The following is a 15499-nucleotide window of genomic DNA, read 5'->3' on the forward strand; positions in this document are numbered from 1 at the left end:
CCGCGGTCCCCCTAACCGATCCGCTCGCGGCGGCCGAGGATGCCCTGCGGCCGGATGAGTAGCACGATGATGAGGACCACCAGCGCGCCCACCGTCTTCATCTCCGGTGGGATCCACAAAGTGGAGACCTGGATGAACACCCCCACGATCAGGGACCCGACCAGGGCGCCGAAGGCGGTGCCGAGCCCGCCGAGCGTGACCCCGGCGAACATCAGCAACAGGACCTGCAGGCCCATCTGGTAGCCGAGGTTCTGGGTGGTGCCGAGCAGGATGCCGGCCAGCGCGGCGGTGGCGGTGCCCGCCGCCCACACGATCCGCACGACCCGGTCGACGTTGATGCCCGAGGACGCGGCGAGCGCCGGGTTGTCGGCGACCGCGCGGGTGGCCTTGCCGATGCGCGTGTAGAGCAGCGCCAGGCCGATGAGGATCAGCACGGCGATCTCGATGGCCATCGCGACCAGGCTCTTGGGCGTGGCGGAGATCGGGCCGATCTGCATGCCCTGCTGGGCGACGTACTGGCCGTAGGACCTGCCCTGGCCGCCGAAGAAGAACAGCAGCGTGTACCGCAGGAACATGGCCAGGCCGATCGACACGATCATCATCGAGATGATCCCGGTCTTGCGCCTGCGCAGGATGCCCCAGAACCAGCGGTCCTGCGCGTATCCGAAGACCGCCGCGACGGCCACGGCCAGCGGGGCGGCGATCAGCAGGTGCAGCCCCATGGCGGTGTTGAACACGAACGCGGCGAACGCGCCGAGGGTGAGCAGTTCCCCGTGCGCGAAGTTGGTGAGTCCGGTCGTGCCGAAGATGAGCGACAGGCCCACCGCGCCGAGCGCGATGACCAGGCCGAGGCTCAGCCCCTCGAAGCCGAGTTGCGCCACGCGGGTCCAGTACTGGGCCGACTCGCTCGGCGGCGCGGTCGTCTGGGCGTCGCCCTGGCCGCCGCCTCCGCCCGCCGCGATGGCGAACAGGACGTTTCGCTGGTTGCCCTCATAGACCTGTACCGTGAGGGTGGCTCTGTCCTTGAACTTCAGCGCCACTCCCTGCGGGAGCGTCTTCTGGTCCAGGGTGACCTTGTAGGTGCCTGCCTTGGGAACGGGGATCGCCCATTCGCCCTTGGCATCGGTGGTGTCGTCGCCGACGGCGGCCCCGCCCTCGTCTACGACACTGATCTTCACACCGTTCACTGGCTGACTCTGGTGTTTGAGTGTCCCCTTCAGGCCCTCGCCCTCTGCCCACGCCGCAGCGGTAGAGGACGTGAGCAGGAAGATGAGTCCGCCAAGGAACGCCGTGAACGCGATCACGGCTCTGCGCAATGGTGCTCCCTAATGAGGTCGTGGTGGAGGTTGTGCCCCCATCCCGGCACGCCACATCGCAAGAATGAGGTGCAATGCTGTGGGCGGAGCTTAGCTCTGGGCCGCCCGGTAAGGGGCCGTTCGTCACCAATCGGTGACCAGGGTGTTTCTTCGGCGTGAGGAAAAATCGACCAGGTCAGAGCATATTTACTGAAGATATGAAGTCCGACAGTGCCGTCTTATGGTTTGGCTAATTACGCCAATTCGGTCATGCCCCCGAGGGGGACACCTCAGGCCACCATCGTCACTACCGCCCCGAACGTTACGAACGTCATGGATCACCACAAAAGCCTCTGACGTCTCCCTTTGCGCGGGAGCCGTCGGCTCGCTACCGTGGGGCCAACGAGCCCGGGGTGGCCGAGTAGACAACGTGCGGGGCGGGGAAGCCCATTCACGGCACCAAAGGCGCCCCGGGCCCATCACCGCCCACCGCCGCGGGCCGGCCGTCCCGACCTGGGAGCGGACCGGTGTCAAGGGGAGCCCCATAGTCTGCCGAGCTCGGGTTTTCTGTCGTAGGCGGCGACTAGGCTGCGTGGTGTGCCGAAGACAGAAGTGACCCCCGCGTCCCCACGCCTGATGCTGCTCGACGGGCATTCGCTGGCCTATCGGGCGTTCTACGCGCTCAAGGAGGCCAACCTCGTCACGACCGACGGCCAGCACACCGAGGCGGTCTACGGGTTCACCTCCATGCTGGTCAACGCGTTGCGCGATGAGCGGCCGACCCACATCGCGGTCTGCTTCGACCGCTCGGAGCCGACCTTCAGGCATGTCGAGTACGCCGAGTACAAGGCCAACCGCACCGAGACGCCCGAAGACTTCCGCGGCCAGGTCAGCCTGATCTTCGAAATGCTCGACACGCTGGGCGTGCCGCGCATGTCCCAGGCCGGTTACGAGGCCGACGACCTGATCGCGACGCTCGCCACCCAGGCCGCGGGCCAGGAGATGGACGTGCTGATCGTCACCGGCGACCGCGACGCGCTCCAGCTCGTCAACGACCGGATCACCGTGCTGATGACCCGCCGCGGCATCAGCGACATGACCCGGTTCACGCCGGAGGCCGTCTACGAGAAGTACGAGCTGACCCCGGTCCAGTACCCCGACTTCGCCGCGATCCGCGGCGACACCAGCGACAACCTGAAGAACATCCCGGGGGTCGGCGAGAAGACCGCCGCCAAGTGGATCCGCGAGTACGGCTCGCTGCAGGAGCTGGTCGACCGGGTCGACGAGGTCAAGGGCAAGGTCGGCGAGAAGCTGCGCGACCACCTCGACCAGGTGCTGCTCAACCGGCGGCTCACCGAGCTGCGCCGCGACGTGCCGGTCGAGACCGACATCGCCGCCCTCACCATGGGCACCTTCGACCGCGACGGCATCCACAAGCTCCTCGACTCCCTGCAGATCCGCGGCGAGCTGCGCGAGCGGCTGTTCAACACGCTCGGCCCCGCCTCGGGCGCCGCCGAGGCGGAGGCGGGCTTCGAGGTCGAGCTGACCGTGCCCGGCCCCGACGAGCTGGCCGGCTGGCTCGCCGACATGCCGCAGGGCCGGGCCGGGCTGGAGTTCCGCAGCGCCTACGGCAGCGGCACCGGCCGCATCGACGCGCTGGCGATCGCCTCGCCGGGCGGCGTCGCGGCCTACGTCGACCCCGCCGCGCTCACCGAGGGCGACGAGCGGGCGCTGCGCGAGTGGCTGGCCGACGAGGCCAGGCCCAAGGCCGTCCACGACGCCAAGGGCCCGATGCTCGCGCTGTGGGCGCAGGGCCTCGACCTGCGCGGGCTGTCGTGCGACACCGCGCTGGCGGCCTACCTGGCGACCCCGGGCCAGCGTGACTTCAAGCTCGACGACCTGGCCGTGCGCTACCTGTCGCGGGAGCTGCGGGCCGAGTCCGCCCCCGACGGGCAGGGCACGCTGTTCGACGCCGCGGGCGAGGAGAACGACGACGCCGAGGCCCGCGACCTCGCGCTGCGCGCCCAGGCGGTGCGCGAGCTGGCCGACGGCCTGGAGGAGTTCCTCTCCTCGCGCGGCGGCACCCACCTGATGGGCGATGTCGAGCTGCCGCTGGTGAGGGTCCTCGCCGAGATGGAGCGCGCGGGCATCGCCGCCGACCGGGAGCACTTCGCCGCCCAGGAGGCCCAGTTCGGGGCCGCCGTCAAGCAGGCGGTGGAGGAGGCCCACCGGGTGGTCGGCGAGCAGTTCAACCTGGGCTCGCCCAAGCAGCTCCAGGAGATCCTGTTCGGCAAGCTGGGCCTGCCCAAGACCAAGCGCACCAAGACCGGCTACAGCACCGACGCCGACCAGCTCGCCTGGCTGGCCACGCAGACCGAGCACGAGTTGCCGACGATCATGCTGCGGCACCGCGACCAGACCAAGCTCAGGGTCACGGTCGAGGGCCTGATCAAGGAGATCGGCGACGACGGCCGCATCCACACCACCTTCAACCAGATCATCGCGGCCACCGGCCGGCTCAGCTCGGAAAAGCCCAACCTCCAGAACATCCCGATCCGCACCACCGAGGGCCGGCGCATCCGGCAGGGCTTCACCGTCGGTGAGGGCTACGAGACCCTGCTGACCGCCGACTACAGCCAGATCGAGCTGCGGATCATGGCCCATCTGTCCGGCGACGAGTCACTGATCGCCGCCTTCGAGTCCGGCCACGACTTCCACCAGGCCACCGCCGCGCGGGTGTTCGGCCTGCCGCCCGAGCAGGTCGGCGGCGAGCTGCGGGCCCGGATCAAGGCGATGAACTACGGCCTGGCCTACGGCCTGTCCGACTTCGGGCTGTCCGGGCAGCTCAACATCCCGGTCGCCGAGGCCAGGGCGCTGAAGGACGAATACTTCCAGGAGTTCGGCGGGGTGCGCGACTTCCTGCACGCGATCGTGGCGCAGGCCCGCAACGACGGCTACACCGAGACCATCATGGGCCGCCGCCGCTACCTCCCCGACCTGACCAGCGACAACCGGCAGCGGCGGGAGATGGCCGAGCGGATGGCGCTCAACGCCCCGATCCAGGGGTCGGCCGCCGACATCATCAAGGTCGCGATGCTCAACGTGCGCCGGGCGCTGGCGGAGGAGGGGCTGCGGTCGCGGATGCTGCTGCAGGTCCACGACGAGCTGGTGTTCGAGGTGGCCCCCGGCGAGACCGAGCGGGTGCGGCAGGTCGCCATCGAGCAGATGAGCTCGGCGTACCTGCTGCGCGTCCCGCTGGACGTGTCGATCGGCGTCGGCCGTACATGGGAGGACGCCGGGCACTGAGTGGTTTATCCGGTTTCGCGCGCATCTCGGGGATAGGTCCTAGTGTGGTGATCTGTCCGTCCCCGAGATCGGCCCTGGAGAGGTGTGCGCAGTCCGGCATTCGTCACGCGTGCGGTCGCCATCGCCAATGTCATCGTCGTCGCGGCGGCGCTGCTGTCCCTTCAGTCCATGTCCGGTCAAGATCCGCCGGTGAGCCACCCCGTCACCAAGCCACGGCCGAAGACCGGACCGACCGCCGCCCCGGCCACGACTCCGGCCGTGCCGCCGCAGGTTCAGGCGCTCCCGTCGGTGGGCCCGCCCGAGCCGGTCACCGCCACGCCGGAGTCGGCGCGCCGGGTCAAGGCCAACGAGCTGGGCCTGGTTCCGGTGATCATGTACCACCGGATCATCGCCAAGCGGTACGCGTCCATCGACCGCACCCCGGCGGCGATCCGCGCCGAGCTGGTGCGGCTGGCCAAGGAGGGCTACGTCCCGGTCACCGCCCGTGAGTTCGTGCGCGGCGAGATCAACATCCCGGCGGGCGCGCATCCGGTCGTGCTGACCTTCGACGACGGCCACGAGAGCCACTTCGCCCTGGACGAGCGGGGGATGCCGGCCAAGGACACCGCGGTCGCGATCATCTACGACGTCGCCAAGAAGTACCCGGACTTCCGGCCGGTGGCGACGTTCTGGATCAACAGCCGGCCGTTCGGGCTGAAGGACAGGAAGCGGCAGGAGCAGGCCGTGCGCTGGCTGGTCGAACGCGGCTTCGAGGTGGGCAACCACACCTGGTCCCACCCCGACCTCCGGGCCATCCCGCCGAAGCGGGCGCGCGAGCAGATCGCCAGGGGGGAGCGGCAGCTCCACCAGCTCGGCGTGACCGACTCGGAGACGTTCGCCCTGCCGTTCGGCTCGCGCCCGCGCGGCAAGACCTCCAAGACCGGCAAGTGGAACGGCACCAGGTACGACTACAAGGGCGTCTTCCTGGCCGGGGCCGAGCCCTCGCTGTCGCCGCACCACAAGAAGCTCGACCGCGGGGCCATCCAGCGGATCCAGAGCAACGGCAAAAGGGGCGAGTGCCGCCGCTGGTGCTCCAGGTACTGGCTCGACTGGCTGGCCAAGCATCCTGATCAGCGGTATACCGCCGACGGCGATCCCGCTCGGATATCCATCCCGCGGAAACTTCAGGGTAATATCGCGGTCAAGGGGAGCCAGCAGGTCAACGCCTATTAGGCCGCGTGACGCGGGGGCATCCGGCCCCCGATGGGTCCGCTTCCCGGGATTGACCAGGCCGCTCACGTCTCATATGCTGATCGCTGCGCTGTGGGCTCGCGCGTGCCTCAGACGGAGCGGGCTCGCGCTCGACGATGTCGATCAACGATTCCTCGGGTTGAAGTGAGGGCCTGCCGCGCGCTAGCCACACATCGACATCTGTCCGCGTTCGGAGCAATTCCACACATGACGAGCAGCACTGAGGCCACCTCGAGCACCCCGCAGGTAGCGGTCAACGACATCGGTTCCGAAGAGGCCTTCCTCGCCGCGATCGACGAGACCATCAAGTACTTCAATGACGGTGACATCGTCGAGGGCACCGTTGTCAAGGTCGATCGAGACGAGGTCTTGCTCGACATCGGTTACAAGACCGAGGGAGTCATCCCCTCCCGTGAGCTCTCGATCAAGCACGATGTCGATCCGGCCGAGGTCGTCGAGGTAGGCGAGCACGTTGAAGCCCTTGTTCTCCAGAAGGAGGACAAGGAGGGCCGCCTGATCCTGTCCAAGAAGCGCGCCCAGTACGAGCGCGCCTGGGGCACGATCGAGAAGATCAAGGACGAGGACGGCATCGTCACGGGCACCGTCATCGAGGTCGTCAAGGGCGGCCTCATCCTCGACATCGGGCTGCGCGGCTTCCTGCCGGCGTCCCTGGTCGAGATGCGCCGGGTCCGCGACCTGCAGCCGTACGTCGGCCGTGAGCTCGAAGCCAAGATCATCGAGCTGGACAAGAACCGCAACAACGTGGTCCTCTCCCGCCGCGCCTGGCTGGAGCAGACCCAGTCCGAGGTTCGCCAGACGTTCCTCAACACCCTCCAGAAGGGCCAGGTCCGCAAGGGCGTCGTGTCCTCGATCGTCAACTTCGGCGCGTTCGTCGACCTCGGCGGCGTGGACGGTCTGGTGCACGTCTCCGAGCTGTCCTGGAAGCACATCGACCACCCGTCCGAGGTCGTCGAGGTGGGCCAGGAGGTCACCGTCGAGGTGCTCGACGTGGACATGGAGCGCGAGCGGGTCTCCCTCTCGCTCAAGGCCACCCAGGAAGACCCCTGGCAGCAGTTCGCCCGCACCCACCAGATCGGCCAGGTCGTCCCCGGCCGGGTCACCAAGCTGGTGCCGTTCGGCGCGTTCGTCCGGGTCGAGGAGGGCATCGAGGGCCTGGTCCACATCTCCGAGTTGGCCGAGCGCCACGTGGAGATCCCGGAGCAGGTCGTCCAGGTCGGCGACGAGATCTTCGTGAAGATCATCGACATCGACCTCGACCGGCGGCGCATCTCGCTGTCCCTCAAGCAGGCCAACGAGGGCGCGATCGGCGCGGACGTGGAGTTCGACCCCACGCTGTACGGCATGGCGGCGACCTACGACGACCAGGGCAACTACATCTACCCCGAGGGCTTCGACCCCGAGACCGGCGAGTGGCTGGAAGGCTTCGAGAAGCAGCGTGAGGAGTGGGAGCGGCAGTACGCCGAGGCCCAGACGCGCTTCGAGGCCCACAAGAAGCAGGTCGAGGAGGCCCGCAAGGCCGAGGCCGAGGCCGGCGGAGAGGGCGCCCAGACCTCCTACTCCGGCGAGCCTCAGGGTGGTTCCACCGGCGGCGCCCCTGCCCAGGGCGGCGGCACCGGCGGCGCACTCGCCTCCGACGAGGCCCTCGCGGCGCTGCGCGAGAAGCTGGCCGGCGGCCAGAGCTGACACACCGGTTCGCCCCGGCCTTCCCGGCCGGGGCCACCGGCCCCACCGGACCCCGCCCCCGTGGCGGGGTTTCGTGTTTCTCCGGCGTTCTCCGGCCGCTCGCGGGGTCAGTAGGGTGGTCGCCGTGACACGGATCGAGAGGGCCGGGCCGGACGACGCGGGGGAGATCCTGACCGTCCAGCGCGCCGCCTACGTGACCGAGGCCCAGCTCTACGGCGACCCGTTCATCCCGCCGCTGGTGGAGTCGGTGCAGCAGATCCGCCACGCAGCGGACGCCGGGCTGATGCTGAAGGCGTCGGCGGGCTCCCGGATCGTCGGCTCGGTGCGCGGCCTGCTCTCCGGGACCACCTGCCTGGTCGGCCGCCTGGTGGTGGTGCCGGACATGCAGGGCCGGGGCATCGGCGGCGGGCTGCTCGGCGCACTGCACGAACGGGCCGCCGAGGCGGCGGAGATCGCCGCGTTCGACCTGTTCACCGGCCATCTGTCGGAGACGAGCCTGCGCCTGTACCGGCGGCACGGCTACCGGGAGACCGGCAGGGAACGGGTCCATGACCATCTGACGCTCGTCCACATGCGCCGCCGGGCCGAGCCGGCCGGAGAGGGGCGGTCCTGATGCTGAAGGTCGGACTCACCGGGGGGATCGGCTCGGGCAAGTCCGAGGTCGCGCGGATGCTGGCCCGCCAGGGCGCGGTCGTCATCGACGCCGACCAGGTCGCCAGGGAGGTCGTCGAACCCGGCACCGAGGGGCTGGCCCGCGTCGTGGCCGCCTTCGGCGAGGAGGTGCTGACGAAGGACGGGGCGCTGGACCGCGCCAGGCTCGGGTCGATCGTGTTCGCCGACTCCGCCAAGCTCGCCACGCTCAACGGCATCGTCCACCCGCTGGTCGGCACGCGGGTCGCCGAGTTGCAGGCCGCCGCCCCCGCCGACGCGATCGTGGTCTACGACGTGCCGCTGCTCGTGGAGAACGACCTCGCCTCGCAGTACGACTCGGTGATCGTGGTGGACGCCTCCGAGGAGATCAGGCTGGAGCGGCTGGTCCGCACCCGCGGCATGAGCGAGGCCGACGCCAAGGCCCGTATCGCCGCTCAGGCGTCCCGGGAGGCCCGGTTGGCGGTAGCGGACCACATCGTGCCCAACGAGGGCTCTGTGGCCGATCTGGAGGCCCGCACGGGGGATGTCTGGGCGGCGCTGCGCCGCCAGGCCGGACGCTGAGAGGGCCGGACGCTGAGAGGGCCGGACGCTGAGAGGGCCCGGCGTACGGGCGTGCGCCGGGCCCTCTTCTCGTCAGGTCAGAACCAGCCGCGGCGGCGGGCCATGTTCTGCAGCGCGTTCTGCAGGGTCTGCTCCACCCCCGCCGGGTTGTCGCCGTAGCCGACGGTGAACCTGCTGTAGGTGTCACCGCCCGCCGACAGGAACCCGCCGCGGTTGTCGGCCTCCAAGATCACGTCCATCGCCTGCGGCCCCGCGATGAACGTCAGCTCCAGCTCGTTGAAGTGGCGCCGCCACTCGTGCCCCGCGTAGTACTCGATCTCCTGGAAGAACGGCATGCTGGAGCCGCGCAGCGTGCCGCGTTCCAGGTCGGCCTTCTTGAACCCGAACCCCATCCGGCTCAGGGCGCCGATCAGGTACTCCTGCGCCGGCAGCGGGTTGATGAACAGCGGGTCGAGGTCGCCCTTGTCCAGCGCCCCCGCCAGGGACAGCTCGGTGGCGACGCCCAGGCGCATGCCGCGCAGCGGATGCCCGCCGATGGCGCTGATCGGCGTCTCCCACGGCACCTGGATCTCGAACGGCACCGACCTCGCGTTGCCCGCGGGCAGCTCCGACGGCCCCGCCACCGCCTGGTGCAGGAAGCTGTAGGTGGCGTTGTACTCGTTGTCGCCGCTCTCGACCTCGACCTTCGCGGTGAAGTCGATGAAGATCCCGTCGATCCGCTGGTCGGCGGAGCCGCCGCGGAAGTTGACCTCCCCGCGGAGGATGTCGCCGGGACGGACGTTCGAGTCGTGCAGGACCGTGTCTACCTCGACACCCGCGCCGAACGCGGCCATCAGTTTGCGGAACACCATCGGGACGTCTCCAGGTATGAAGTGACTCAGCAGGGGGTTGTCAGGTTCGGGGCGGATCCGCCGGTCCAGGTCAGGCGGACCTGGGGGGCGGCGGTTGTACAACGGGCGGCGGCAGGTGGCCGTTCCCTCCCGTGATCTTGGGGAGCATCTGCGCCAGCAGCAGCGTGGACAGCGCGGACGATTCGCCCGAGCCGGTCGCGGTCCTGACCACGAGCGGCTGCGGCGCGCTCTCGGCCAGCTTGGCGCCCACCTCCAGGCGGCGCCTGGCCAGCTCGTACTGCAGCACCGCGCGGTTGTCGCGGTAGGACTCAGCCAGCCGGCGCTGCGCCTTGGCCTCGTTCTCGGCGGAGGTCAGCTCGGCCCGGCCGCGCGCCTCGATCTCCCACCGGACCCGCTGCGCCTCGGTCTCGTGCTCCTCCAGCATCCGCGCCACGTCCTTGCGCGCGGTGTTGTGGGCGGCCTTGACCTCGACGATCCGCGCGTCGCGGGTCTTCTTGGCCCGCTCGATCTCCATCAGCAGCGTGTCGATGCGGCGCTTCCTGGTCAGCTCCCACTCCCGCTCGTAGGCCGACAGCTCCTTGGCGACCTTCTCGCGGGTGGACAGGTGCTGCTGGTACTGGTCGGGGAGCTGCACGTCGGGGATGTTGCAGCCCATCACCCGCACGCCGTACCGGCCGAGCTGGCGGTTCAGCGCCTCCTGCATGTCGTTGACGTCCGAGCCGCGCAGGTCGTACGCGCGCTCGGTGTTGACCCTGCGGCTGCGCTGGCGGATGGCGTCCTGGACGGCGCTGGACAGCACGAGGTCGAAGTTGCCCGCGCCGATCGTGCGGACGAAGGCGACCGGGTCCACGATCCGGAACTTCAGGAAGAACTCGATGGCCTTCAGCGGCACGTTCTCGGCCGTTGGGCAGGCGGCGATGGGCGCGGTGTAGGGGATCTCGGTGGAGGTGTCCACGACCGCCTCGACCCGGTCCCAGGGCAGCCACAGGTAGTGGCGGCCGGGGTCGAGCGTGCCGGTGATCGCGCCCCACCTGCTGCGCACGCCGGTGGTGCCCTGCTCGATCTCGATGATCGCCCGCCGCCACATCCAGATGAGGCCGGTGACCAGGAAGAACGCGGCGCCGATCCAGGCGAGCAGGCCGACGATGGCGTAGTCGGCCAGCACCGCCGTACCGGCCAGGTAGACGGCCAGGAACATCAGGGTCATCCACGAGAACCCGCGCCGGTCCTTGGGGATCACGACGGGGACGAGCTGGCCCTGCTCACCGCCGCGCAGCAGCTGGCGGATCTCCGACCAGGAGGCCAGCGATTCCTTGATCTTGGAGAAGTCGCGGTTCATCGGGTCTCCCCAGGAGTGAAGGGCGGCTCCTCGCGGGGCGCGGGCTGCGCGCTGATCGCGTGCCGTCCGGTGGGCTCGGGCGCGGGGGGCGGCGCGGGGGCCTGCGCGGGCTCGGCGTGTACGGCGGGGGCCCCCGCCGCGAGCAGCGCGGCGATCTCGGACTCCCGCTCCGCGACCCGCTGCCCGATCTCGCCCAGCCGGGCGCGGATCGCGGCCATGTCCTCACCGGAGAACAGCGTCGCGTCCTTGCCGCCGACCAGCTGCCTGGCCAGTGCCAGGAAGTCGATGTCGGCGCCGTCGCCCACCTGGATCACCTGGGGCAGCCGGGCGGCCACGCCCTCCAGCTTGTCCAGCAGGTCGGTCTGGAAGCGGTAGTCCAGGATCTCGGGGGCCTCGGCCGCCGAGAGTGCCCGGATGTCCAGGGCCTGGGCCTCCAGCAGCGCGGCGTTGGCGTTCGCGGTGCTCTCGGCCTCCACCAGGCGCTGCCGCGCCTGCGCCTTGGCCTGGTGGGAGGCACGTTCCAACGCGGTGTCCATCTGCGCCTGGTACCCGGCGATCTCCGCGTGGATGGCCGACAGCGTCTCCTGCAGACCGGCCAGCTCCTTGGTCAGGTCGCCCTCGTTCTGCTCCTTGCGGAGCTGCAGCTCGTACTCGTAGGTGTAGGCCTCCTTGGCCACCCTGACCATCTCGGGGGCGGCCAGGTCCATCCGGTACTCCTGGCTGGACGGCTCGGCGTGGGTGATGTTCACGTCCGTCAGCCGTACGGCGGGCAGGAACTGCTGGTTCAGGTTGTCCAGCATGCCGACGGTGCTCTCCCCGACGAGGTCGTAGATGTCCTCGGCGCGCTGGGCGTAGATCAGGCTGCGGGTGACCTCGCTGATCGCGTTCTGGAGCTTGGCCTGGAAGCCGGTCACCGAGCCGAGCACGAAGATGAACTCGGCCGGGTCCTCGATCCGGAACTGCAGGAACAGGTCCACGCTGGCCTTGACGCCCTGCTGGGTCGGGGCCTCGCGGATGGGGGCGTTGAACGGGTACTCACGCGTGGTGTTGACGATGTAGCTGACCCGCTTCCACGGGTTGAACAGCGTCACCCGGCCCGGTTCGGCGATCTGGACCAGCTTGCCGAACTTGGTGATGAGCGCGCGGCACCCCTCCGGCACCATGACCACGCTCCTGCGCCACCACAGGAACGCGGCGGCCAGTACCAGCACCGCCCAGTAGTGCGGGCCGAACAGCACCGCCGTCCCGATGGGCAGGCCGCTGACCACCAGCCCGACCAGGCCGAGCCCGGCGAGCGCCACCAGCGGGATGATCGCCTTGGCGGTCCCGGACTTCGGCATGATCACCGGCGAGATGACGTGCGCGGGCTCGCCGTTCGGGCCCTTGCCGGCGAAGCTGCGGTTGACGATCTCGCTCGCCTCGTTCAGCGACGCCGACCTCGCCTCGATCAGCGTGCCGAGCGAGCCTGCGTGGTCACGGGCGGCGAGGAAGTCGTCCGGGTTCAGGTGGAAACCTGCTCCCCTGTCGCCGGGTAGCTGCCCGGCGAGTTCGTCGATGGCCTGCCCGACCGCGCCGCGCAGATCACCACCCTCGGCGACTCGCTGGGCAACGCCCCTCGCCTTGTCGATGACCGCCTGTCGTGGACGGGCCATCCATCACACCTCCGGGTTGTCACGCGCGGTGAGCGCAGAACTATGTGGAGTTCCGGATATATCACGGCATGTAGTGATAGACACACCGTTGCTGCCGGACAGTTAAGAGAACGACGCTTGCGATCGGCTTGACATCGGATTGATCGTTGTCACCGATGCTGCGTCTGTGTGATGAACGCAGGTCACCCGAGGTGACGGGGGCCGCCACGGCGCTCCCGGCGGCGATCGGGAGGCGGGCCGTTTCTGTCGGTGGGGCCGCCTACAGTGGAGTGCGTGAGGCCAGTTACAGATCTGCAGCGCAGTGTGGCGCCGTTCAAGGTCGTCACCGAAATGACGCCGTCCGGTGACCAGCCCCAGGCGATCTCCGAGCTCACGGCCCGGATCACCGGCGGGGAGAAGGACAGCGTGCTCCTGGGCGCGACCGGCACCGGCAAGACCGCCTCCATCGCGTGGCTGATCGAGCGCGTGCAGCGGCCCACCCTGGTGATGCAGCCCAACAAGACCCTGGCCGCGCAGTTCGCCAACGAGCTGCGCGAGATGATGCCGGGCAACGCCGTCGAATACTTCGTCTCCTACTACGACTACTACCAGCCCGAGGCGTACGTCCCGCAGAGCGACACCTACATCGAGAAGGACTCCTCGATCAACGAGGAGGTCGAGCGGCTGCGCCACTCGGCGACCAACTCGCTGCTCACCCGCCGCGACACCGTCGTGGTCGCCTCCGTCTCCTGCATCTACGGCCTGGGCACCCCGCAGGAATACGTCGATCGGATGCTCCGGCTCAAGGTCGGCCAGGAGATCGAGCGCGACCGGCTGCTGCGCCGCCTGGTCGACATGCAGTACGCCCGAAACGACCTGGCCTTCACCCGGGGCACCTTCCGCGTGCGCGGCGACACCATCGAGATCATCCCCCAGTACGAAGAGCTGGCCGTCCGCATCGAGATGTTCGGCGACGAGATCGAGAAGCTGGCCACCCTGCACCCGCTCACCGGCGAGGTGATCACCGAGGACGCCGAGCTGTACATCTTCCCGGCCTCCCACTACGTGGCGGGCCCGGAGCGGATGGAGCGGGCGATCGCCGGCATCGAGCGGGAGCTGGCGGTCCGCCTTGAGCAGTTCGAGCAGCAGGGCAAGCTGCTGGAGGCCCAGCGGCTGCGCATGCGCACGACCTACGACATCGAGATGATGCGCCAGATCGGCACCTGCGCCGGCATCGAGAACTACTCGCGCCACATCGACGGCCGCGAGGCCGGGTCGGCGCCCAACACCCTGCTCGACTACTTCCCCGAAGACTTCATGCTGGTCCTGGACGAGTCCCACCAGACCGTCCCGCAGGTCGGCGCGATGTACGAAGGCGACGCCTCCCGCAAGCGCACCCTGGTCGACCACGGCTTCCGGCTCCCCTCGGCGCTGGACAACCGGCCGCTGAAGTGGGAGGAGTTCCTCGACCGCATCGGCCAGACGATCTACCTGTCGGCCACCCCCGGCTCCTACGAGCTGGGCCGGGTCAAGGGCGACGTCGTGGAGCAGGTGATCCGCCCCACCGGCCTGATCGACCCCGAGGTCGTCGTCAAGCCCACCAAGGGGCAGATCGACGACCTGGTCCACGAGATCCGCGAGCGCGCCGACCGCGACGAGCGCGTCCTGGTCACCACGCTCACCAAGAAGATGGCCGAAGACCTCACCGACTACCTGCTTGAGCTGGGCATCCGGGTCCGCTACCTGCACAGCGAGGTCGACACGCTGCGCCGGGTGGAGCTGCTGCGCGAGCTGCGGCTCGGCGAGTTCGACGTGCTGGTGGGCATCAACCTGCTGCGCGAGGGCCTCGACCTGCCCGAGGTGTCGCTGGTCTGCATCCTCGACGCCGACAAGGAGGGCTTCCTGCGCTCGGAGACCTCGCTGATCCAGACCATCGGCCGGGCGGCCAGAAACGTCTCCGGCCAGGTCCACATGTACGCCGACACGGTGACCCCCTCGATGCAGCGCGCGATCGAGGAGACCAACCGCCGCCGGGAGAAGCAGGTCGCCTACAACACCGCCAACGGCATCGACCCGCAGCCGCTGCGCAAGAAGATCGCCGACATCCTCGACCAGCTCACCCGCGAAGACGCCGACACCGACCAGCTCCTCGGCGGCGGCCGCCGGCAAAGCCGCGGCAAGGCCCCCGTCCCGGGCCTGTCCCGCCAGGCCGGCCAGCACGCCAAGGCCATCGCCGGCGAGATGCCCCGCGCACAGCTGGAGTCGCTGATCGAGTCCCTGACCGACCAGATGCACCAGGCCGCCGCCGACCTCCAGTTCGAGGTCGCCGCCCGCCTCCGCGACGAGATCAAGGAGCTCAAACGCGAGGTCCGCGACATGCAGGAGGCCGGCGTCTCCTGACCCTTCCTTCACCCGAACTCCAATGCGCCGACCGGCGCCCCCGGCGGTCGGCTCGTTGCGGGGAACGCCTGCTGCCTTGCCCGCTCATCGTCGTGGCCGGTGATCGGCGGACGGAGGGTGTCGAACTTCGGCGTACGAGTCTGGTCATCCGAGCAGTCGGTCCGGCGGCGTCGGCCGGTGGGATGTTTCGGTTCGGTGGGCGGTTCGTTGCTCGGGCGCGGTTGCTTTCGTGTGCCGGGTCTGGTTTTGAGGGGAACGGCTGCTGCGTTGCCTGTCATTGAGCCTGAGTCGTGGCGGGCGGACGGAGGGGGCCGATCTTCGCCCCGCCGTACTCCGGCGCACCGGCCCGTACCGTGGCCGCCGCCCACGATCGGCGGTGGCCCACGTGGCGGGGCATTGAGCCTGAGTCGTGGCGGGCGGACGGAGGGGGCCGATCTTCGCCCCGCCGTACTCCGGCGCACCGGCCCGTACCGTGGCCGCCGCCCACGATCGGCGGTGGCCCACGTGGCGGGGCATTGAGCCTGAGTCGTG

10 protein-coding genes are annotated in these 15499 nt (G+C 69.4%); 6 read left to right on the forward strand and 4 right to left on the reverse strand.

The window, feature by feature from the left end:
- Positions 1-11 precede the first annotated feature (11 nt).
- Positions 12-1187 (reverse strand): branched-chain amino acid ABC transporter permease, encoded by a 1176-nt coding sequence (locus tag DP939_RS11470; RefSeq protein WP_113980593.1) that lies wholly within the window; start codon positions 1185-1187, stop codon positions 12-14.
- Between the two features lie 705 nt (positions 1188-1892).
- Between DP939_RS11470 and polA the strand changes: the two genes are divergently transcribed.
- From polA to coaE, 5 genes are all read left to right on the forward strand, one after another.
- Positions 1893-4601, forward strand: coding sequence for a DNA polymerase I (gene polA, locus DP939_RS11475; RefSeq protein WP_404828584.1), 2709 nt, complete (start codon positions 1893-1895; stop codon positions 4599-4601).
- 84 nt (positions 4602-4685) lie between these two features.
- The gene (locus DP939_RS11480; RefSeq protein ID WP_225878168.1) at positions 4686-5813 is read left to right on the forward strand and encodes a polysaccharide deacetylase family protein; all 1128 of its coding nucleotides are present in this window, start codon (positions 4686-4688) and stop codon (positions 5811-5813) included.
- A 225-nt stretch (positions 5814-6038) separates the two neighbouring features.
- Entirely contained in the window at positions 6039-7535 is a 1497-nt protein-coding gene (rpsA, locus tag DP939_RS11485) for a 30S ribosomal protein S1 (RefSeq protein ID WP_113980595.1), read from the forward strand.
- Between the two features lie 124 nt (positions 7536-7659).
- The gene (locus tag DP939_RS11490) at positions 7660-8148 is read left to right on the forward strand and encodes a GNAT family N-acetyltransferase (protein WP_113980748.1); all 489 of its coding nucleotides are present in this window, start codon (positions 7660-7662) and stop codon (positions 8146-8148) included.
- Positions 8148-8747 (forward strand): dephospho-CoA kinase, encoded by a 600-nt coding sequence (gene coaE, locus DP939_RS11495; RefSeq protein WP_113980596.1) that lies wholly within the window; start codon positions 8148-8150, stop codon positions 8745-8747. Before DP939_RS11490 ends, coaE begins: the two co-directional genes overlap by 1 nt.
- Before the next feature lie 77 nt (positions 8748-8824).
- Here coaE and DP939_RS11500 read toward each other — a convergent pair whose 3' ends face one another.
- The 3 genes from DP939_RS11500 to DP939_RS11510 all read right to left on the reverse strand — a co-directional run bounded on the left by DP939_RS11500 (position 8825) and on the right by DP939_RS11510 (position 12589).
- Positions 8825-9598, reverse strand: a complete 774-nt coding sequence (locus DP939_RS11500; RefSeq protein WP_113980597.1) for a sporulation protein — start codon at positions 9596-9598, stop codon at positions 8825-8827.
- Between the two features lie 70 nt (positions 9599-9668).
- Positions 9669-10937, reverse strand: coding sequence for an SPFH domain-containing protein (locus DP939_RS11505; protein ID WP_113980598.1), 1269 nt, complete (start codon positions 10935-10937; stop codon positions 9669-9671).
- Entirely contained in the window at positions 10934-12589 is a 1656-nt protein-coding gene (locus tag DP939_RS11510; protein ID WP_113980599.1) for an SPFH domain-containing protein, read from the reverse strand. Before DP939_RS11510 ends, DP939_RS11505 begins: the two co-directional genes overlap by 4 nt.
- A gap of 273 nt (positions 12590-12862) precedes the next feature.
- Between DP939_RS11510 and uvrB the strand changes: the two genes are divergently transcribed.
- Complete coding sequence (uvrB, locus tag DP939_RS11515; RefSeq protein WP_113980600.1) at positions 12863-14968, forward strand: excinuclease ABC subunit UvrB; 2106 nt, start codon at positions 12863-12865, stop codon at positions 14966-14968.
- The last annotated feature ends 531 nt before the right edge of the window (positions 14969-15499 follow it).

The organism is Spongiactinospora rosea (assembly GCF_003315795.1).
GTDB lineage: Bacteria > Actinomycetota > Actinomycetes > Streptosporangiales > Streptosporangiaceae > Spongiactinospora > Spongiactinospora rosea.

Coding starts and splice junctions, on each gene's coding strand:
- rpsA (WP_113980595.1), top strand. CDS start 6,039: ATGACGAGCAGCACTGAGGCCACCTCGAGCACCCCGCAGGTAGCGGTC.
- coaE (WP_113980596.1), top strand. CDS start 8,148: ATGCTGAAGGTCGGACTCACCGGGGGGATCGGCTCGGGCAAGTCCGAG.
- DP939_RS11500 (WP_113980597.1), bottom strand. CDS start 9,598: ATGGTGTTCCGCAAACTGATGGCCGCGTTCGGCGCGGGTGTCGAGGTA.
- DP939_RS11505 (WP_113980598.1), bottom strand. CDS start 10,937: ATGAACCGCGACTTCTCCAAGATCAAGGAATCGCTGGCCTCCTGGTCG.
- DP939_RS11510 (WP_113980599.1), bottom strand. CDS start 12,589: ATGGCCCGTCCACGACAGGCGGTCATCGACAAGGCGAGGGGCGTTGCC.